This window comes from Serratia sp. DFXYC6, assembly GCF_057196085.1.
This window is the reverse complement of the sequence record NZ_JBXUNV010000001.1, coordinates 1,969,386-1,988,417: the sequence shown is the minus strand read 5'-3', so window position 1 is coordinate 1,988,417 and position 19,032 is coordinate 1,969,386. Positions and strand designations below refer to the sequence as shown.

Here is a 19,032-nt window from a genome sequence, read left to right as displayed (position 1 = left end):
GGCGGCGTGTTGCAACGGTGGGAAACGGCAATGTGGCCAGTGCCTGGTGAGTTACAGAAGCAAACGCGATATCGCAGGTCTCACTATCATTTTCAGAAGAAACTGAGGCGGAACGCCGCAAGTATTTTGCCGATTCACTAAAAACAGTTAAGTGTAAACAAGGGGTTATCCGAGATGGGAAGGCCGGATTCGTACTGCTGTAAGAATCGTAAAAATCTTTATTTTTCATTTAATTGTTTTCAGGGCGACGATATAATCCATGATCACTTTGCTTAAGCCACGGCTATCAAACGGATTTCATGTATCAACCTGTCGCGTTATTCATTGGCCTGCGCTACATGCGCGGGCGAGCCTCAGACCGCTTTGGGCGGTTTGTATCCTGGCTTTCCACCATCGGCATTACGCTGGGGGTGATGGCGTTGGTCACCGTGCTGTCGGTGATGAACGGTTTCGAAAAGGATCTGGAGAACAACATCCTCGGCCTGATGCCGCAGGCGCTGGTCACCAGTCCGCAAGGATCGGTCAACCCGCAGCAGCTGCCGGCCTCCGAGGTGCAGAAGCTGCAGGGCGTCACGCGCGTTGCGCCGCTGACCACCGGTGACGTGGTGCTGCAAAGCGCCCGCAGCGTGGCGGTAGGGGTGATGCTCGGCGTGAATCCCGACGAGGCCGACCCGCTGACCCCGTATCTGGTCAACGTCAAGCAGCAACAGCTGCAGCCGGGCCAATACAACATCATCATCGGCGAACAGCTGGCGGGGCAACTTGGCGTCAAGCGCGGCGATTCGCTGCGCGTGATGGTGCCGAGCGCCAGCCAGTTCACGCCGATGGGCCGCATTCCCAGCCAGCGTTTGTTCACTCTCATCGGCACCTTCCACGCCAACAGCGAGGTGGACGGCTATCAGCTGCTGGTCAACCAACAGGATGCTTCGCGCCTGATGCGCTACCCGGCCGGCAACATCACCGGCTGGCGTCTGTTCCTGCAACAGCCGCTGACGGTCGATACCCTCAGCCAGCAGGCGCTGCCGGCGGGCACCGTCTGGAAAGACTGGCGCGATCGCAAGGGCGAGCTGTTCCAGGCGGTGCGTATGGAGAAGAACATGATGGGGCTGCTGCTCAGCCTGATCGTGGCGGTGGCGGCGTTTAACATCATTACCTCGCTCGGCCTGCTGGTGATGGAGAAGCAGGGCGAGGTCGCCATTCTGCAGACTCAAGGGCTGACTCGCCGCCAGATCATGTCGGTATTTATGGTGCAGGGCGCCAGCGCCGGCATCATCGGTTCGCTGCTCGGCACGCTGCTCGGCGTGCTGCTGGCTACCAATCTGAACAATCTGATGCCGATCCTCGGCGCCTTGATCGACGGCGCTTCGCTGCCGGTGGCGGTCGATCCGCTGCAGGTGACGATTATCGCCGTGGTGGCGATGGCGGTTTCCCTGTTGTCCACGCTCTATCCTTCATGGCGCGCTGCCGCCGTACAACCCGCTGAGGCTTTACGTTATGAGTAACCATCTTTTGCTGCAGTGTGACAACCTGTGCAAGACCTATCAGGAAGGCAACCTGCACACCGACGTGCTGCGCAACGTCAGCTTTGCCATGCAGCAGGGCGAGATGATGGCGATCGTCGGCAGCTCGGGTTCCGGCAAGAGCACCCTATTGCACCTGCTGGGCGGGCTGGACTCGCCGACCTCCGGCGAGGTGATCTTCAAGGGCGAATCGCTGAACGCCATGTCTTCGGCGGCCAAGGCCGAGCTGCGCAACCGCCAGCTGGGCTTCATCTATCAGTTCCACCATCTGTTGCCGGACTTCACCGCGCTGGAAAACGCCGCCATGCCGCTCTTGATCGGCGGCGCCAAGCCGGCGCAGGCGCAGGAGAAGGCGCGGGAGATGCTGGCGGCGGTCGGGCTGGAAAAACGCAGCAAGCACCGCCCGTCCGAGCTCTCCGGCGGCGAACGTCAGCGCGTGGCGATCGCGCGCGCGTTGGTCAACAACCCGGCGTTGGTGCTGGCGGACGAACCGACCGGTAACCTGGATAAACGCACCGCGGACAGCATCTTCGATCTGCTGGGCGAGCTGAACGTGCGCCAGGGCACCGCTTTCCTGGTGGTGACGCACGATCTGCAGCTGGCCAAGCGCCTGAGCCGCCAGCTGGAAATGGCCGACGGCCACCTGCAGGCGCAGCTGACCCTGATGGGGGCCGAGTAATGGCGGGAGCCTCACTGTCCTTCCTGACGGCCCTGCGTTTCAGCCGCGGCCGTAAACGCGGCGGCATGGTGTCGCTGATCTCGGTCATCTCCACCATCGGCATTGCGCTGGGGGTGGCGGTGCTGATCGTCGGGCTGAGCGCGATGAACGGCTTTGAGCGTGAGCTGAAGAACCGCATTCTGGCGGTGGTGCCGCACGGCGAGCTTGAGCCGGTCAATCAGCCGTTCAGCGGCTGGCCGTCGATTCTGCAGCGGGTGGAAAAGGTGCCGGGCATCTTGGCCGCCGCGCCGTACATTAACTTTACCGGCCTGATGGAAAACGGCGCGCAGCTGCGCGCGGTGGAAGTCAAAGGCGTTGATCCGCAGCAGGAGAGCCGGCTGAGCGCGCTGCCGCATTATGTGCAGGGCGAAGCCTGGGCCAACTTCAAGCCCGGCGAGCAGCAGGTGATCCTCGGCAAGGGCGTGGCCGACGCGCTGGGCGTCAAGCAGGGCGCCTATGTCACGGTGATGATCCCCAACAGCGACCCGGAAATGAAGCTGCTGCAGCCGAAGCGCATTCGCCTGCACGTGACCGGCATTTTGCAGCTCAGCGGCCAGCTCGATCACAGCCTGGCGCTGGTGCCGCTGGCCGATGCGCAGCAGTATCTCGACATGGGTGACAGCGTCACGGGCATCGCTCTCAAGATGAACGACGTGTTCGCCGCCAACAAGCTGGTGCGCGACGCCGGCGAAGTGACCAACGCTTACATCTACATCAAGAGCTGGATCGGCAAGTACGGCTATATGTACCGCGACATCCAGATGATCCGCGCCATCATGTATCTGGCGATGGTGCTGGTGATCGGCGTGGCCTGCTTCAACATCGTCTCCACGCTGGTGATGGCGGTGAAAGATAAAAGCGCCGACATCGCGGTGCTGCGCACCCTGGGCGCTAAAGACGGCTTTATTCGCGCCATCTTCATCTGGTACGGGCTGTTGGCCGGGCTGCTGGGCAGCCTGAGTGGCGTGGTGATCGGGGTGATCGCTTCGCTGCAGCTGACCAACATCATCCGGGGCATCGAGAAACTGGTCGGTCATTCCTTCCTGTCGGGCGATATCTACTTCATTGACTTCCTGCCTTCCGAGCTGCACTGGCTGGACGTGCTGATCGTGCTGGCGACCGCCATCGTGCTGAGCCTGTTGGCCAGTTGGTATCCGGCGAGGCGCGCCAGCCGCATCGATCCGGCGCGGGTGCTGAGCGGACAATAACACCGACGGGGAGGCAGCGATGCCGCCCCGTTTTTTTAGCCTGGGGATGGGTTATGTACTACGGTTTCGATATGGGCGGCACCAAGATTGAGCTGGGGGTGTTCGACGGCAACCTGCAGCGCATTTGGCAAAAGCGGGTGCCGACGCCGCGTGAAGACTACCGGCAACTGCTGGCCACGCTGTGCGATCTGACCCTTGAGGCGGATGCGTTTTGCGGCCGGCGCGGCAGCGTCGGCATCGGCATACCGGGCCTGCCCAACGACGATGACGGCACGTTGTTTACCGCCAACGTGCCGGCGGCGATGGGGCGGCCGCTGCCGCGCGATCTGGCGGCGCTGATCGGGCGCGAGGTGCGCGTCGATAACGACGCCAACTGCTTTGCGCTGTCGGAAGCCTGGGACGACGAGTTCCGCCGCTACCCGACGGTGCTGGGCATCATCCTCGGCACCGGCGTGGGCGGCGGCCTGATCGTCGATGGCAAGACGGTGCCTGGGCGCAACTATATCGCCGGCGAGTTCGGCCATTTGCGCCTGCCGGTGGACGCGCTCGAGGTGCTGGGGCGTGATGTGCCTCGCGTTGCCTGCGGGTGCGGCCATCAGGGTTGCATTGAAAATTACATATCGGGCCGCGGTTTCGAATGGATGTACGCCCATTTCTATGGCCGGCGCTTGCCTGCCATCGAGATCATTGCCCATTATCAGGCAGGTGAGCCGCAGGCGGTGGCTCACGTCGACCGCTTTATGGACGTGCTGGCGATCTGCCTGGGTAACCTGCTGACGGTGCTGGATCCGCATCTGGTGGTGATCGGCGGCGGGCTGTCGAATTTCGACGCCATTTACCAGGCGTTGCCGCAGCGGCTGCCGGCGCACCTGCTGCGGGTGGCCCGGCTGCCGCGCATCGAGAAGGCGCGCTATGGCGACGCCGGCGGCGTGCGCGGCGCGGCGTTCCTCAATTTGGCGCGCCCAACGTAATGGGCGTTGAGGCCGGGCGTGAATGTATGCAGCCAACAACGCCGCAACGTCCAGTAAGAAGGGTAAACAGGGAAAAGTAAGGAGAGAGTTAATGTACACTCGCCATCGGCTGTGTCAGTTTCGCAAGAGTAAGCATGTGCTGCATCAGCGCTTTCGTTCACGCATTTTTCACCGTGACACCATGGCGGCGGCCGAGCTGAAAAAGCCGTTTGTGGTGGTGTTGACCGGGGCCGGCATTTCGGCCGAGTCGGGCATTCGCACCTTCCGCGCCGCGGATGGGCTGTGGGAAGAGCACCGGGTGGAGGACGTCGCCACGCCGGAAGGTTTTCAGCGCGATCCGGCGCTGGTGCAGGCGTTTTACAATGAACGCCGCCGCCAGCTGCAGACGGAGGAGATCGCCCCGAACGCCGCACACCGCGCGTTGGCGGATTTGGAAGAGTGGTTGGGAGACAACTTCCTGCTGGTCACGCAAAACATTGATAACCTGCATGAGCGCGCCGGCAGCAAGCGGGTGCTGCACATGCACGGCGAACTGCTGAAGGTGCGTTGCACCCAGTCGGGGCAGGTGTTCGAATGGCCCGGCGATCTCAGCGTTGACGATCGTTGCCATTGCTGCCAGTTCCCGGCGCCGCTACGGCCGCACGTGGTGTGGTTCGGTGAGATGCCGCTGGGCATGGATGACATCTACCAGGCGCTGAGCAAGGCCGATTTCTTCGTCGCCATCGGCACCTCCGGCCATGTCTACCCGGCGGCCGGCTTCGTGCATGAGGCGCGGCTGGGCGGCGCTTACGCCATGGAGCTGAACCTGGAACCGAGCCAGGTAGAGAGCCAGTTCGATGAGAAACACTACGGTCTGGCCAGCGAAGTGGTGCCGCGTTTTGTGCACAAGTTCCTGGTGGGCAAGGTGGCGCGGGCCGACCGGCCCTGAGAAAGGCATCAGGGCGCAATGCGCGCCCTGATGGGATGGCGGGCGTATTAGCGCCCGGCTTTCAGCTTTTGGAAGTAGCTTTCGTACAGCGTGCTGGCGTCGCCGACGTCGTTTTGCCACTCGCCGTGCTCAATCACCGCCTTATCCGGGTAGAGTGACTTGTCGTTGGCGATCTCCGGCGACAGCAGCTTCTTCGCCGCCAGGTTCGGCGTCGGGTAACCGATGGTCTCCGCCACCTGCACCGCGATTTCCGGCCGCAGCAGGAAGTCGATCAGCTTCAGCGCCCCTTCGACGTTGCGCGCGTTGGCCGGAATGGCCAGGCTGTCCATCCAGAAGATCCCGCCTTCCTTCGGCCAGACGATCTCCAGCGGCGTGCCGGCCTGGCGCGCCACAAAGGCCGAGCCGTTCCACACCATGCCGACGTTGACTTCCCCTTCCATAAACGGGTTGCCCGGGTTGTCGGAGTTGAAGGCCAGCACGTTCGGCATCAATTTCTGCAGCTCGTGGTAGGCGGCTTCGATCTCTTTCGGGTCAGTGGTGTTGCCGGAATAGCCCAGCTTGAGCAGCGCCATCTGGAACACTTCGCGCGCGTCGTCGGTCAGCAGCAGGCGGCCTTTGTACTGCGGTTGCCACAGATCGGCCCAGGCGGTGACGGTGGACGGATCCTGCGCGTCGCTGTTGACGCCGATGGCGGTAGCGCCCCAGATGTAAGGGATGGAGTAGTCGTTGTTGGGATCGAACGGCTTGTTCAGCAGGGTGGGATCGAGATCCTTGAAGTGGCTGAGCTTGCTCTTGTCGATTTTTTGCAGCATGCCTTCCTTGCTCATCTTGGCGATGAAGTAGGTGGAGGGCACCACCAGATCGTACGCGCCGTCCTTGTAGGTCTTCAGCTTGGCGTACATGCTTTCGTTGGATTCATAGGTGGAATAGATCACCTTGATGCCGGTTTCTTTGGTGAACTGCTCCAGCAGCCCCGGCGGGACGTATTCAGTCCAGTTATAGAAATACAGCGTTTTGCCGTCAGAGGCGTTTGCAGAGCAGAAACTCAGCGCCATCATCCCGGCTGCGAGCAGATGTGACCACTTTTTCATGCAGCGTATCCTTCAGCAGTAGTGAGCCGAACCCGTATGGGCTGCCGTTTTCGGCCGCGCCATACCCCAGAAAGGGGCCATTATAGGGGCCGGGGCGGGGTGGGTAAAGGCGGTTATCCCGCTGGCAAATCAAGGGGTTCAGCGCCTTAAAGCGCATCACAATTTGTGTGTCTCGCGCTGGACAGGCGGTGAAGCGCGTGCGAAACAATAATTTTGGCGAATAAACGAGGGCAGCGATGAATTTCAAACAGGTCTTCAGCCAGGCTGAGCTCAGCAAGACGGATCTGACGATTTTGCACTGCATTCTCGACAACCCGGACGCCTGCATCGACGACGGCATCCGTGCGGTGTCCGCACGCTGCTACAGTTCCCCCTCGACGCTGGTGCGGCTGGCTAAAAAGCTGGGCTTTCGCGGCTATCTCGAACTGGTCTATTTCATCAAATTCAACCTGACGATGGCGCCGGCTTACCAGGCGGAACGCGCTACGTCGGCGGCACCGCCGGCCCAGCAGGCGCAGTTTCTCGATCTGCTCGACAACGGCAAGATCCTGATCCACGGCAGCGGTTTTTCGCAGCTGGTGGCTCAATATATGTACAACAAGTTTATGACGCTGGGTGTAGACAGTTATCTGTCGCTGTGGCCGGATTTCGACATTCTTGACCGTGAGACGCGCTTTCGCTTCGACATGGTGATCGTGATTTCAAAGTCGGGCAACAGCGGCTCGGCGCTGAGCTGGAGCGAGGCGGTGAAGCGTAACCGCATTCTGCTGGCGGCCTTCTGCGGCGACGGCGGCAGCCCGCTGGCGCAGCAGGCCGACATGACCTTTCTGTTTGAGGACCGGCAAAAATACGATCACGATATCTACTATCCCAACCCGTTTTTCGGCCACTGTCTGTTGGGATTCGAGAATGTGATCACCGCCTGGTTTGAACGTCGCGGCCGCTGACGGCCGCACCGTTTAGCGCCAGTGCCCGGCATACGCGCGGTGGGCCTGCAGGTACTCCTCTACCAGCGTTTTCGCCAGCGAGTAGGAGTTGACCAGCGGGTGCACCATCAGCGCCTTGATGGCCAGTTGGCGGTTGCCGGTCAGGATCGCCGCCACCGCCAGCCGTTCGTACTCTTTCACCTGCGAAATCAGGTTTTTCTGGGTGTCGGGAATATCGCGCATTTTGACCGGCTGAATGCCGGCGCTGCTCAATTCGCAGCTGATTTCGATCACGTCTTCCGGGTGCAGAAAATCGAGCGTGTCGCGGTTTTGCATCGACACCACCACGCGTTTTTGCCGGCCGCTGTTGACCGCCTCCAGAATGTCGATCGCCACCCCGGCATAGCCGCCGCTGTCCGGCTGCTCGATAAACTGTTGCAGCGTCAGCATCTCGCGCGTTTTCACCTTGCCCTGGTTGGACTCGCGCTGCATGTAGGAGTTTTCGCGCTGCAGATAATGGCTGAAATAGACAGAGAAGGCGTGTTCCAGCTGGTGGGGGATGTCCAGCTCGCCTAACTCTGACAGCATTTGGCGGTTGATCGCCGCGATTTGTTCGCCGCGGGTCTCGCCGCCCGCGACGATGGCGGCGATCGCCTGCTCACGATAGTAGTAATAATAGAGATACTCGTTGAGCATCAAATTGTCCGACAGCGCCACCAACTCCGGCGAGAAGTATTTCATGCAGGTATCACGATACAGGCGCGGATCCGCCAGCAACCGTTCCGTGACCGGTTCGCCGTTGACGCGCGCATTGCGGAACCAGGAAAGATGGTTGAGGCCGAAGCAGTCGACGCTCAGTTGGTCTTCGCGGCAGTCCAGCAGCTCGGCCAGTTCGCGGATAAACTCGCTGGGGGCGTCGCAGATGCCATAGACCCGGCGCTGGAAGCCGGATTTGATGATCGCCTCGGTCACCATGCCGGAAGGATTGGTGAAGTTGAACAGGACCGCGTCCGGTGAGGAAACCTGTTCGATCAGGCGGCAATAGTCGAGGATCGCCGGAATCGAACGCATCGCCATGGCGAAGCCGCCGGCGCCGGTGGTTTCTTGCCCGAGCAACTGGTGATTGAGCGCGATGCGCTCGTCATGGATGCGGCCTTCCTCGCCGCCGATGCGCAGGGTGGTGATGATGTAGTCGGCGCGTTGCAGCGCCTGGCGCGGATCGCTGCTGAGGCTGAAAGTAATGTCGCCGCGAATGCGCTGGAATACGCCCTGCGCGAGGGCACCGTAGACCGCCAGATGGCGCTCATCGGTATCCATAAACACCACTTCGGTAATGCCGATGCGATGGGCGTTATAGGCGATGGATTTGGCGAGGAACGGGGAACGCACGCCGCCGCCGCCGAGAACGGTTAATTTCATTCGATATCTCCCATTAATAAAGCGTTAGAGTGTCGCTAAATATTTTTCTACCTGATTTTTGACCTTGCCGACCGTGACGCCGTAAATTACCTGCACTTCACGGCGATTCTTCACTACGCCTTTGGCGCCGGTGCTTTTTAACGCGGCTTCATCCACCCGTGTCATATCCTTTAATTCCACCCGCAGTCGGGTAAAACAGTTATCGACGGAAATAATGTTTTCCTTGCCGCCCAGCGCGCGAATAATGATGCCGCTCGGCTCGTCCGGGGTATTTTTGCGGTTCCGGTAATCCTGTTTGGAATAGAGTCTGACGTCCTGATCATCTTCACGGCCCGGCGTCTTCAGATTGAGCTTCAGCACCAGCGTTTTGAACACCAGGTAATACACCGCAAACTGCACCAGGCCGATGACCACGTACAGCGGCCAGCGGGTGAGGGAAACCGGCAGCGGCAGGTTATAGGCCAGGAACTCGACCAGCCCGCTGGCGCCCCAGGGGCGCACCTGGAACAGGTTGCAGACCACCTGCGACAGCGCGGTCAACACGGCGTGGATCACCCACAGCAGCGGAGAGATAAACAGGAAGGTGAACTCTATCGGCTCGGTGATGCCGACCAGGATCGAGGTGGTGATGGCCGGGATTAGAATCGCCTTGGCCAGCATTTTCTTTTCCGGCTTGGCGGTGTGATAGAAAGCCAATGCCGCGCCCGACAGGCCGAAGATGGTCACCATCCCTTGCTGCGAGAAGCGCAGCGCTTCGTTCATCAGCGGCGAGATGCTCGGGTCGCGCATATAGGCCAGGAAAATCGCCTGCGAGCCGGAGACGGTCTGGCCGTCCTGCACGATCGAACCGCCGATGCTGGTAAGCTGGAACGGCGACCAGATAAAGTGGTGCAGCCCGGTGGGGATGAGGAATTTCTCAAAGAAGCCGTAGACGAATACCCCGAGCGAGCCGGCGCTTTTCATAAAGCCGGTCAGCGCGATCAGGCCCTGTGAGATCGCCGGCCACAGGTAGCTGAAGGCGACGGCGTACAGCATGATGATCGGCGTCATGGCAATCAGCACCAGCTTGGCGCCGCCGTAGACCGAGAACACGCCGTTGAGTTCGACGTTGCACAGGCGGTTATGCACCCAGGCGATGGTGACGCCGAGGATAAGACCGAGGAAAATGCCCATATCCACCACGGTAAAACCCAGCAACTCCGTCTGCCCGGTGCCGTAATATTCGCCGTTGATCTTGGCCGCGACATGGCCGCTGAATTGCAGATAAGAGGCGTTGGCGCCGAGGAACATGATAAAGCACATCACGGCGACCAGCGCCGCTTCGCTTTTCTTGTCTTTGGCCAGACCGTAGGTAATGCCGATGCAGAAAATCAGCCCGAGGTTGCCGAATAATGGCCAGAAGGTATCGCCGATCATTTTACCGATAGAGAAGACGGCGGAATGTTCATTGATTAATGTGGCATTGGTGAGAATAGAACTGAGCGCCAGGATCAGACCGATTACCGGCAGGAAAAATATCGGCCCCATCATGGCTTTGGAGAAAAGCTGCAGCTTGCTTAAGATATTATCGATAATACCTTTCATGGCAGTTCCTTTTTATATTTTAATGGATGACGACGTTGCTGAATAAACTCCCTGGAAGCGAGAAAAAAATAAGGCACCTTGCCTGAGTTCAGTTATAGGGGGAAGTTTTCGCCGCTGCAATCGGCGGGGCGGAAATAGGCACCGATGGTCAGGGAGTGACAACCGGTGCCGGTTGTGAAGGGGATCACAACCGGGCGCCGCAGCGCCCGGCGGGATGGGTTACTCGGCCTTGGGCGAGCGATCGCGCATCACCCACTGGCTGGCGATCACCAGCACCAGCGACAGCAGCAGCAAAATGGTGGCCAGCGCGTTGACCTCCGGTGAGACGCCGACTTTCACCATCGAGTAGATCTTCAGCGGCAAGATCTCGTAGCTCGGCCCGGTGACGAAGGAGGAGACCACCACGTCGTCCATCGACAGGGTGAAGCTCAGCAACCAGCCGGCCGCCACCGCCGGCATCGCCAGCGGCAGGATGATTTTGCGCAGGATGGTGAACTCGCTTGCGCCGAGATCGCGCGCGGCTTCCAGCATCTTCACGTCGAAGCCTTTCAGGCGCGCGTAGACGGTCACCACCACGAACGGCAGGCAGAAGGTGATGTGCGAGAACAGCAACGACCAGAAGCCGAGCGAAATGCCCAGCAGCATGAACAGCACCAGCAGCGAGATGGCCATCACGATGTCCGGCGACATCATCACCACGAACAGCATGCCGCCGACAAACGGTTTGCCGCGGAAGCGGTAGCGGTACAGCGCCACCGCGGTCAGCGAGCCGATCAGCGTGGCGAAGGTGGCGGAGAGCACCGCCATGGTCAGCGAGTGGCCCGCGGCCTGCAGCAGGCTGTCGTTATTCAGCAGGGTGCTGTACCACTTGGTGGTAAACCCTTGCCAATTGATGCCGAAGCGCGAGGCGTTGAAGGAGTTGACGATCAGGATGACGATCGGGATATACAGATAGGCGTATACCAGCGTCATAAAGCCGCCGCGCAGCAGACGTCCGATCATGCCAGATCCTCCTTCTTGTTCAGCAGGCGTGCGGCCCGGTAATAAACCAGCAGCAACAGCCCCATCACCAGCGTCAGGCAGATGCTGGTGGCCGCGCCGAACGGCCAGTCGCGGATATTGAGGAACTGGCTTTTAATCACGTTGCCGATCAGCAGGTTTTTGGCGCCGCCCATCAGATCGGCGACGAAAAACAGCCCCATCGCCGGCAGCACCACCAGCAGGCAGCCGGCGATAATGCCCGGCATGGTCAGCGGCACGATGATGCGGATAAAGGTTTGCAGCTTGCTGGCGCCGAGGTCGCGCGCCGCCTCCAGGCAGGACTTATCGAGCTTTTCGATGCTGGAGTAGAGCGGCATCACCATAAACGGCAACAGGATATACACCAGGCCGAGGACGACCGCTTCCGAGGTGTACATGATGCGCAGCGGCTTGTCGATGACGCCGATCCACAGCAGCGCGTCGTTGAGATAGCCGCGGGTGCTGAGAAACAGCTTCAGGCCGTAGATGCGGATCAGCGAGTTGGTCCAGAAGGGCACGATCAGCAGAAACAGCAGCAGCGGCCGCACCTTCTGCGGCAACCGCGCCAGGATAAAGGCGAACGGATAGCCGATCGCCAGGCAGCACAGGGTGGCGATCAGCGCCATGTTCAGCGAGTGCAGCAGCACCTGGGCGTACAACGGATCGAACAAGCGCCGGTAGTTGTCCAGCGTGAACACCATCTGCACCAGGTTGGCGTCGTCGCGGGTCAGGAAGCTGGCGCCGATGATCATCAGGTTCGGCATGAACACGAACAGCAACAGCCAGGCGACGACGCCGACGATCACCACATTCTGGAAGACTTTACGCGATTTCTTCATCGGCCAGCACCACCTCCCAGCTTTCAACCCAGGTTACCGCCATCTTCTGATTGAGCGAGTGATCGACGTCCGGATCGTCTTCGTTGAAGAACTCGCTGACCATCACCGTTTTGCCGCTCTCCAGCTCGACCACCGATTCCAGCGTCATGCCTTTGTAGTTGCGCTCGCGCACGTAGCCGATCAGCCCGTCGTGCTGCGCGCTGTCGTTCACTTCTTCCACCCGCAGATCCTCCGGACGCAGCAGCACCTTCAGCTTTTGGCCCGGCTCTACCGGCAGATCGGCGTAGATGTCGCACTCGCGGCCTTCCACGTTGGCGCGCACCCGCTGCGGATCGAGGCGTTGCAGGACCACCGCGTCGAAGATGTTGATCTCGCCGATGAAGCTGGCGACGAACAGGTTCTTCGGCTCTTCGTAGATCTCACGCGGCGTGCCGTCCTGCTCAATGCGGCCTTCGCGCATCACCACGATGCGATCCGACATGGTCAGCGCCTCTTCCTGATCGTGGGTGACGAACACGAAGGTGATGCCCAGTTTGCGCTGCAGCGCTTTCAGTTCGTTCTGCATCTGCTTGCGCAGCTTGTAGTCCAGCGCCGACAGCGATTCGTCCAGCAGCAGCACTTTCGGCTTGTTGACCACCGCGCGGGCGATGGCCACGCGCTGCTGTTGGCCGCCGGAGAGCTGGCCCGGCCGCCGCTTGGCAAAGTCGTCCAGCTGCACCATGCGCAGCGCCTCTTCGACGCGCGGCGTCAGTTCCGCCGCCGGCACCTTTTGCATGCGCAGGCCGAAGGCGACGTTGTCGAACACCGACATGTGCGGAAACAGAGCGTAGCTTTGAAACACGGTGTTGATGTGGCGATGTTCGGCCGGAATGGCGGTGATGTCCTGGCCGTCGAGCACGATGCGGCCCACATCGGCGTCTTCCAGACCGGCGATCAGGCGCAGCACCGTGGTTTTGCCACAGCCGGAGGGGCCGAGAATGGTGAGGAATTCGCCGTGGTTAATCGTCAGATCCAGATCGGCAATGATGGTTTTGCCATCGAACGCTTTGCTCAGGGCATGCAGTTCAACAAGGGGAGTCGGAGAGGATGTCTCAGTCATTTATCGTATTACTCTATCCCGTGGGCTAATGCAGATAGAACCGCAACTGGAAAAGACTGCCGGAGCTTGCGGGATACCCGCTGATCAAATGAAGCTCAAACCAGTTACGCCAATGGAAATTTTTCGAGCGCGCATGATAGACGCTGAATGCCGGAATTGAAAGCCGATCCGGCCCAGATGCCGCGTTTTTCATCATGATAGCGACAAATGACCCTGTGATGACAGCATTATTCCCCTCAGAAATCATCACAAAGATTAATGATATTGGCGAATTCTGGTTAAAAATGACCTGACGCAATATTTGATCCTGATCGGTTCCGCATAATGAAACGCGATATTCTGAGGGGCCGCTACCATGGACAAATTACTTGACCGCTTTTTCAACTACGTCTCTTTCGACACCCAGTCCAAAGCGAACGTAAAGCATGTGCCGAGCACCGACGGGCAGTTGAAGCTGGCGCGTGCGTTGCAGCAGGAAATGATCGCGCTCGGCTTCGAGCGGGTGTCGCTCAGCGAACACGGCTGCGTGATGGGCACCTGGCCGGGTAACGTCGCCTGGCCGGTGCCGGCGGTCGGTTTCATCGCCCATCTGGATACTTCGCCGGATTTCAGCGGTAAACACGTCAATCCGCAGATCGTCGAGAACTATCGCGGCGGCGACATTGCGCTCGGCATCGGTGATGAAGTGCTGTCGCCGGTGATGTTCCCGATCCTGCACCAGATGCTGGGGCAGACGCTGATCACCACCGACGGCAAAACGCTGCTGGGCGCCGACGACAAGGCGGGCATCGCCGAGATCCTCACCGCCATGGTGCGCCTGCGCGCGCGCAAGATCCCGCACGGCGACATCCGCGTGGCCTTCACTCCGGACGAGGAGGTGGGCAAGGGGGCGCAGCTGTTCGACGTGGCGGCCTTCAATGCGGAATGGGCCTACACGGTGGACGGCGGCGGCGTCGGGGAGCTGGAGTGCGAAAACTTCAACGCCGCCTCGGTGACGATCAAAATCCTCGGCAACAGCGTACACCCCGGCAGCGCCAAGGGGGTGATGGTCAACGCGCTGTCGCTGGCGACCCGCATTCATCAGGCGCTGCCGGCGGACGAAGCGCCGGAGACCACCGAAGGCTACCAGGGCTTTTATCATCTCAGCAGCATCAAGGGCAGCGTGGAGCGCGCCGAAATGCACTACATTCTGCGCGACTTCGAGCGCGAAGGGTTCGAGGCGCGCAAGCGCAAGATGGTGGACATCGCTCGCGAGGTCGGCAAAGGTCTGCCGCGCGATTGCTATATCGAAGTGAGCATCGAAGACAGCTATTACAACATGCGCGAACAGGTGGCGGAGCACCCGCACGTGATCGCGCTGGCGCAGCAGGCGATGCGCGATTGCGACATCGAACCGGTGATGAAGCCGATCCGCGGCGGCACCGACGGCGCGCAGCTGTCGTTCCGCGGCCTGCCGTGCCCGAACCTGTTCACCGGCGGCTACAACTACCACGGCAAGCACGAGTTCGTGACGCTGGAAGGCATGGAGCGAGCGGTGGCGGTGATCATGCGCATCGCGGCGCTGGCCGCCGAGCGGGCGCGGTAAACACCTTCGTTCCCCGGCCGGCTTGGCCGGCCCGCATTCCCTTTTCTGATCCGCCCGGCGGGGCCCAGCGCGCCCGCCGTTATCTTCTTCTTCTGTTCTCTTTATGGTTCCCAGTCTCATGGTTGTTTCGTTCACTACACAACCCGCGGTGAGGGAATCCCATTATCCTTCGAGATAAAGTGCTGTTTATGCATACAGTGTTGCTGTGTGCTTAACCGGTTTTACAGCTTCGGTGCGGTGAGCCCAGTCGCCAGGGGATGCTGGGGGAATGAGCGCTGTTAACCGCCATCAAACAGGACGTAAGAGGGTAACAATCATGGCAGAAGAAAAGAAAAATGCTCAGGTGATTAACGGCGTTAACGACGATATTACCGAACTGAAATCGCTGTCTACGCTGCGCCAGCGCGTGGTCAGCGACGGTGAAATCGTCTCCAAATCGGCCAATGGTTTTCGGCTGGCAAATGGCAATACCGGCGTGATGCTGCGTAATGATGGCCGCGATTTTTACGCGCTGGCGACGCCGGGCGGCCAAGCGCTTAACGGGCAGTGGAACACCTTGCGCCCGTTCTCATTCAATTTGGCGTCTGGCCGGGTTGCGATGCGCAATGGAGTGGATATTTCCGGCGGTGCGGTGGTGTCGCACAACGCGGGTATCTCCACCTCGACCACCGGCCCGACTCCGCTTATCAATGATCAGGTTTATGATGCGGCTGCCATGCATACTAATTTTACCAGCGGCAACGTCACTACGGTGATGTTAATGGGCTCGCGGATTGTCGCTGGTAAAGAAAATTATGGATTGCTCTCTTATCGAGACTGGCAGGGTAACTGGAACGAACTGCAGGTAAGGCCCAACGCCGAGCTTTCTGTAGGGCAATTGACTAAACGCAACCCCGATGGATGGATTTGGGCTGCTGGGAACCGTAGTGTTGACAATGATAAGGGACGTATTACCAATGGATTGCATTTGCAGGGGCGATACGACCTGTATGCCAACCTTTATCATCATGAATTTGTCGGCTCTCACCATTCGCTGGTGCTGAATGTCGCCAACGGTGGTGGGCAAGGCTGGTACGAATTCCGTAATGATGGTAACGCCTACACCAACGGCGCCTGGCACAGCAGCTCCGACGCCCGCATGAAAACGGACATCACCCAAATTGCCGGTGCATTGGACAAGCTGGCCAATATTGGCGGCTACACCTACCTCAAACAGGGCGTGCCGGAGGCCGGGGTGATCGCTCAGGAAGTGGAGAGCGTATTGCCGCAGTCGGTGACCCAAACCGAATTGAAACTTAATGACGGCAGCGTGCTGAAGGATGCGCGGGGCATCAATATCAACGGCGTGGTGGCGTTGCTGGTTGAAGCGCTTAAGGAAGAGCGTTCGGCTCGAGAAAGGCTGGAAGCGCGGTTGGCGGCGTTGGAAAAAGCGATTACGTGCGCCTGAGTAATAACAATTTTTGTGGGTAGCGCAGAGTATTAACCGATAGTGCTGCTGGCGATAAGCACTTAAGAATTTACTCTGCTGCCACATCAACGAAATAAAAGGACTGACATATGAGTGGCGGAGATGGAAAAGACAGCCGTGGCCCAACGGGTGGAATTAAAGGGGGGGCTTCAGACCAGGGACCCAATGTAGGGCACGGTGGATCTATGGATATAAATATTCCTGGCATGGGGGATGTGCATATCGATGGAGTACATGGTTTAAATCCCGGTAAAGATAACAGTACCAACTGGGATGATGGTAAAGGGAACGGTAATGGCGGCAGGGACAGTAGCAGCAGTGGAGATTCCCAGGGGGCAGCGATACGGCGGCAGGTTAACGCTATCAAAAATGACCCTAAAGTTAATAATATACTGAAAGATTTACAAAAAAAGGTACGTGCGGTTACAACTTATGCAAAGGTAGCTTTGAAAAGTGTTGAGGCTGACGGAAAAATACAGGTGCAGGTTGGTGAAATTCGTACAACCGATGAAGCCGCCGTCAGCAAGGCTATTACCTCTGTCTCACAAGTTAAAAATGTACTTGGCGTGGGGTTGCCTGCTCAAGGCGGGATCGTGTTCGCCGGTAATATCGATACCCATCATAGAATCGGTAATTATCAGAACATACCCAACGGCAACAATAACGGCAACAATTCTGCCGCAGAGGATAAGGCGTCATTAGCCACCTATTCCGAGGTGCTTAATGGAAAAATCCCACCGGGTTTCTGGCTTGATAATAATAGGGTGATGACAGAAATTACGGAGCAATATGAAATCAACGGCGGCGGCAAAGGGAGCGATCGCACAGGTTACCGGCAACGTAATGTCGAAGTGCCTTCTTTGACGTCGGCCTATCAACAATTTAAGCAGGTAGAACGAGAAGTGGCCGAAGAGGCCCGTAAAGCTGAAGAGGCCCGTAAAGCTGAAGAGGCCCGAAAGGCGGAAGAGGCTCGCAGAGCCGAAGAAGCTCGTAAAGCTGAGGAGGCTCGCAAAGCCGAGGAAGCCCGAAAGGCGGAAGAGGCACGCAAGGTAGAAGCAGCCAGAAAAACGTTATTCGCCAAAGCGGGGATTTTGGATGCTCCGGCGTATACGCCGGAAAAGCTAAAAGCGGCCAATGCGGCGCTGGCGGCAGCAGGTGCCATGGTGCTCAACCGTGCGCCCGCGATGCTGCAGACGTCGGTAATCGGGAAAGGCGTGATGACGACCACGAGCGAACTGGCCGGCTGGGCAGCGAGCGCGTCGTGGCGGGCAGCCTACGAAATTGGCAGTATACGCGCCGGCACTGTGGTCGCTGCCGGATCGGTGCTGGGGGCTTTTGCCCTTGGTTTCTACCCGTCGGAGGTCGGTGCAGGGAGCGACCGGGTACCCGGGCGGGATGTCAATTTGTTTGCCCTCCAGGCGAGCCTGGCGGCAGCGGGCCGGGCGACCATCCAGCCCGGCATGACCTCGGTCGATTTGCCGGTGCGCGGGTTTATCACCACCGACGACGACGGGAGACAGAGCGTCAACTTTGTCAGGACGGGGGTTGGCGGCGTATCGCCGAGTGTGCCGGTATTCAGACCCGTTCGCGATGAGCTGACAGGGCTGGACAAAATCACGCTGCCAGCGGTGGTGGGCGCACCGGCCAGAACGATACTGATCAACCCGGTGCCGACTGGGCCGGCCGCGCCGGCGCATACCGGCAACGGCTCACCGGGGCCTAAATCGCCAGTGCATACCGGCACCGGCATCAGGCAGGCGGACAGCATCGTGGTCACCACCTTCCCGGCGGATGTGGTGCAGGATCTGCAAGATTTTATCCTGTGGCAGCCGGATGCGACGGAGTTTGGTGTAGAGGCCATCTATGTGATGGTGAGCAAGCCCTATGGTGAAACCAATGCCAGGGGCAAATACAGCGGTCGTGAATACAACACCAATAAAGCTGGAGGCCCCATTCAGAATCTGGATTGGAAAGGGGCCAGCATCGACCGTGCCGGCGTGGATAAGGTGAAGCTGCATACTGGGCGTTTTGAACAGACCCCGGAAAACCAAGTGATGATTGACCGTTTGGATAAAATTTTGAAGGGGGATCTACAACCTACTGACACTGATAGGCGATTTTATACTCATGAAATCAGAGAGTTGGAAAGGTACAGGAATCTTGGTATAAAAGATGGTGAGGTTCCGCACAGTGTTCAAGAACAGAAGGCCGTATGGAATAATACTCATACTGCTACGCTTGAAGACTATAGAATAAATGAAAAGGAACAGGCGCTTTATACAGATGGGGCCCTACAAGCCGCATATGAACAGGAACTGAAAGATGCTATGGGAGGGAAGAAATAATGCCTTTAAAAGATATCGTTAAAAATGAAAGTGTAGAAGATGTGCTAACTTTTTTGGGGCCGACCTCTGATTACCGTAAATTGGATCGGCTATATACCTATAATCGCTTTGATGCAATTTCCAGCGGGGAGCTCTCTTCTACTTACGATGCATTATTCCAAAAAGGGGTGCTTCAAGATCAAAATGGAAAAGTAGTGAAAGGCCCCAATTGGAAAGAGCCGAAATTTGTAACCGAGAAAAAATACGGTATCGAATAGCTATAGTTATGCTCTGATTAGTGCATTTTTAACCCCCAGCAAACGAAATTTTGT

General features: G+C 58.8%; 18 protein-coding genes. 10 read left to right on the top strand and 8 right to left on the bottom strand.

Going from position 1 to position 19,032, the window contains the following annotated elements; translation table 11 throughout:
* Positions 1–299: 299 nt before the first annotated feature.
* The 5 genes from lolC to cobB all read left to right on the top strand — a co-directional run bounded on the left by lolC (position 300) and on the right by cobB (position 5,345).
* The gene (gene lolC, locus AC2CGQ_RS09765; RefSeq protein WP_004941116.1) at positions 300–1,502 is read left to right on the top strand and encodes a lipoprotein-releasing ABC transporter permease subunit LolC; all 1,203 of its coding nucleotides are present in this window, start codon (positions 300–302) and stop codon (positions 1,500–1,502) included.
* Positions 1,495–2,199, top strand: coding sequence for a lipoprotein-releasing ABC transporter ATP-binding protein LolD (gene lolD, locus AC2CGQ_RS09760; protein WP_004941120.1), 705 nt, complete (start codon positions 1,495–1,497; stop codon positions 2,197–2,199). The genes lolC and lolD overlap by 8 nt, the downstream gene beginning before the upstream one ends.
* A complete protein-coding gene (gene lolE, locus AC2CGQ_RS09755; protein ID WP_484593635.1) occupies positions 2,199–3,446 on the top strand; it encodes a lipoprotein-releasing ABC transporter permease subunit LolE in 1,248 nt (415 codons plus the stop codon). The genes lolD and lolE overlap by 1 nt, the downstream gene beginning before the upstream one ends.
* Before the next feature lie 53 nt (positions 3,447–3,499).
* Positions 3,500–4,417 (top strand): N-acetylglucosamine kinase, encoded by a 918-nt coding sequence (gene nagK / locus AC2CGQ_RS09750; RefSeq protein WP_484593634.1) that lies wholly within the window; start codon positions 3,500–3,502, stop codon positions 4,415–4,417.
* Positions 4,418–4,508: 91 nt separating this feature from the next.
* Positions 4,509–5,345, top strand: coding sequence for a Sir2 family NAD+-dependent deacetylase (cobB, locus tag AC2CGQ_RS09745; protein ID WP_033633293.1), 837 nt, complete (start codon positions 4,509–4,511; stop codon positions 5,343–5,345).
* 47 nt (positions 5,346–5,392) lie between these two features.
* On the opposite strand, the gene potD is transcribed toward cobB, so the two are convergent.
* Positions 5,393–6,436 carry a spermidine/putrescine ABC transporter substrate-binding protein PotD gene (gene potD / locus AC2CGQ_RS09740; protein ID WP_033633291.1) on the bottom strand — a complete coding sequence of 348 codons (1,044 nt, stop codon included), beginning with the start codon at positions 6,434–6,436 and terminating at the stop codon, positions 5,393–5,395.
* Complete coding sequence (locus tag AC2CGQ_RS09735) at positions 6,366–6,683, bottom strand: hypothetical protein (RefSeq protein ID WP_134954151.1); 318 nt, start codon at positions 6,681–6,683, stop codon at positions 6,366–6,368. The genes potD and AC2CGQ_RS09735 overlap by 71 nt, the downstream gene beginning before the upstream one ends.
* Here AC2CGQ_RS09735 and AC2CGQ_RS09730 point away from each other — a divergent pair.
* Positions 6,673–7,383, top strand: coding sequence for a MurR/RpiR family transcriptional regulator (locus AC2CGQ_RS09730; RefSeq protein WP_004941137.1), 711 nt, complete (start codon positions 6,673–6,675; stop codon positions 7,381–7,383). The two genes, AC2CGQ_RS09735 and AC2CGQ_RS09730, sit on opposite strands and share 11 nt — an antisense overlap.
* A gap of 12 nt (positions 7,384–7,395) precedes the next feature.
* On the opposite strand, the gene AC2CGQ_RS09725 is transcribed toward AC2CGQ_RS09730, so the two are convergent.
* From AC2CGQ_RS09725 to AC2CGQ_RS09700, 6 genes are all read right to left on the bottom strand, one after another.
* Positions 7,396–8,781 (bottom strand): family 4 glycosyl hydrolase, encoded by a 1,386-nt coding sequence (locus tag AC2CGQ_RS09725; protein WP_103085664.1) that lies wholly within the window; start codon positions 8,779–8,781, stop codon positions 7,396–7,398.
* Between the two features lie 24 nt (positions 8,782–8,805).
* On the bottom strand, positions 8,806–10,365 hold the full coding sequence (locus AC2CGQ_RS09720) for a PTS transporter subunit EIIC (RefSeq protein ID WP_015377586.1): 1,560 nt from the start codon (positions 10,363–10,365) through the stop codon (positions 8,806–8,808).
* A 219-nt stretch (positions 10,366–10,584) separates the two neighbouring features.
* Positions 10,585–11,367 (bottom strand): spermidine/putrescine ABC transporter permease PotC, encoded by a 783-nt coding sequence (potC, locus tag AC2CGQ_RS09715; protein WP_004941147.1) that lies wholly within the window; start codon positions 11,365–11,367, stop codon positions 10,585–10,587.
* Positions 11,364–12,224: a spermidine/putrescine ABC transporter permease PotB gene (gene potB, locus AC2CGQ_RS09710; protein ID WP_004941149.1), complete on the bottom strand. Its 861-nt coding sequence runs from the start codon at positions 12,222–12,224 to the stop codon at positions 11,364–11,366. The genes potC and potB overlap by 4 nt, the downstream gene beginning before the upstream one ends.
* Positions 12,208–13,323, bottom strand: coding sequence for a spermidine/putrescine ABC transporter ATP-binding protein PotA (gene potA, locus AC2CGQ_RS09705; RefSeq protein ID WP_103085663.1), 1,116 nt, complete (start codon positions 13,321–13,323; stop codon positions 12,208–12,210). The genes potB and potA overlap by 17 nt, the downstream gene beginning before the upstream one ends.
* A 25-nt stretch (positions 13,324–13,348) precedes the next feature.
* The gene (locus AC2CGQ_RS09700; RefSeq protein ID WP_126180994.1) at positions 13,349–13,621 is read right to left on the bottom strand and encodes a hypothetical protein; all 273 of its coding nucleotides are present in this window, start codon (positions 13,619–13,621) and stop codon (positions 13,349–13,351) included.
* A 57-nt stretch (positions 13,622–13,678) separates the two neighbouring features.
* On the opposite strand from AC2CGQ_RS09700, the gene pepT reads away from it, so the two are divergent.
* From pepT to AC2CGQ_RS09680, 4 genes are all read left to right on the top strand, one after another.
* Positions 13,679–14,908, top strand: coding sequence for a peptidase T (pepT, locus tag AC2CGQ_RS09695; RefSeq protein ID WP_099981848.1), 1,230 nt, complete (start codon positions 13,679–13,681; stop codon positions 14,906–14,908).
* A gap of 316 nt (positions 14,909–15,224) precedes the next feature.
* Positions 15,225–16,355 carry a tail fiber domain-containing protein gene (locus AC2CGQ_RS09690; protein WP_484593633.1) on the top strand — a complete coding sequence of 377 codons (1,131 nt, stop codon included), beginning with the start codon at positions 15,225–15,227 and terminating at the stop codon, positions 16,353–16,355.
* Positions 16,356–16,561: 206 nt separating this feature from the next.
* A complete protein-coding gene (locus AC2CGQ_RS09685) occupies positions 16,562–18,721 on the top strand; it encodes an S-type pyocin domain-containing protein (RefSeq protein WP_484593632.1) in 2,160 nt (719 codons plus the stop codon).
* A complete protein-coding gene (locus AC2CGQ_RS09680) occupies positions 18,721–18,978 on the top strand; it encodes a hypothetical protein (RefSeq protein ID WP_015377593.1) in 258 nt (85 codons plus the stop codon). Before AC2CGQ_RS09685 ends, AC2CGQ_RS09680 begins: the two co-directional genes overlap by 1 nt.
* Positions 18,979–19,032: the final 54 nt, after the last annotated feature.

What these genes read in the sequence shown, in the direction of transcription:
- lolE (WP_484593635.1), top strand. Translation starts at nt 2,199, where the DNA reads ATGGCGGGAGCCTCACTGTCCTTCCTGACGGCCCTGCGTTTCAGCCGC.
- AC2CGQ_RS09685 (WP_484593632.1), top strand. Translation starts at nt 16,562, where the DNA reads ATGGATATAAATATTCCTGGCATGGGGGATGTGCATATCGATGGAGTA.
- potA (WP_103085663.1), bottom strand. Translation starts at nt 13,323, where the DNA reads ATGACTGAGACATCCTCTCCGACTCCCCTTGTTGAACTGCATGCCCTG.
- potB (WP_004941149.1), bottom strand. Translation starts at nt 12,224, where the DNA reads ATGAAGAAATCGCGTAAAGTCTTCCAGAATGTGGTGATCGTCGGCGTC.
- AC2CGQ_RS09730 (WP_004941137.1), top strand. Translation starts at nt 6,673, where the DNA reads ATGAATTTCAAACAGGTCTTCAGCCAGGCTGAGCTCAGCAAGACGGAT.
- lolC (WP_004941116.1), top strand. Translation starts at nt 300, where the DNA reads ATGTATCAACCTGTCGCGTTATTCATTGGCCTGCGCTACATGCGCGGG.
- lolD (WP_004941120.1), top strand. Translation starts at nt 1,495, where the DNA reads ATGAGTAACCATCTTTTGCTGCAGTGTGACAACCTGTGCAAGACCTAT.
- cobB (WP_033633293.1), top strand. Translation starts at nt 4,509, where the DNA reads ATGTACACTCGCCATCGGCTGTGTCAGTTTCGCAAGAGTAAGCATGTG.
- AC2CGQ_RS09725 (WP_103085664.1), bottom strand. Translation starts at nt 8,781, where the DNA reads ATGAAATTAACCGTTCTCGGCGGCGGCGGCGTGCGTTCCCCGTTCCTC.
- nagK (WP_484593634.1), top strand. Translation starts at nt 3,500, where the DNA reads ATGTACTACGGTTTCGATATGGGCGGCACCAAGATTGAGCTGGGGGTG.
- AC2CGQ_RS09680 (WP_015377593.1), top strand. Translation starts at nt 18,721, where the DNA reads ATGCCTTTAAAAGATATCGTTAAAAATGAAAGTGTAGAAGATGTGCTA.
- potD (WP_033633291.1), bottom strand. Translation starts at nt 6,436, where the DNA reads ATGAAAAAGTGGTCACATCTGCTCGCAGCCGGGATGATGGCGCTGAGT.
- AC2CGQ_RS09720 (WP_015377586.1), bottom strand. Translation starts at nt 10,365, where the DNA reads ATGAAAGGTATTATCGATAATATCTTAAGCAAGCTGCAGCTTTTCTCC.
- potC (WP_004941147.1), bottom strand. Translation starts at nt 11,367, where the DNA reads ATGATCGGACGTCTGCTGCGCGGCGGCTTTATGACGCTGGTATACGCC.
- AC2CGQ_RS09690 (WP_484593633.1), top strand. Translation starts at nt 15,225, where the DNA reads ATGGCAGAAGAAAAGAAAAATGCTCAGGTGATTAACGGCGTTAACGAC.
- pepT (WP_099981848.1), top strand. Translation starts at nt 13,679, where the DNA reads ATGGACAAATTACTTGACCGCTTTTTCAACTACGTCTCTTTCGACACC.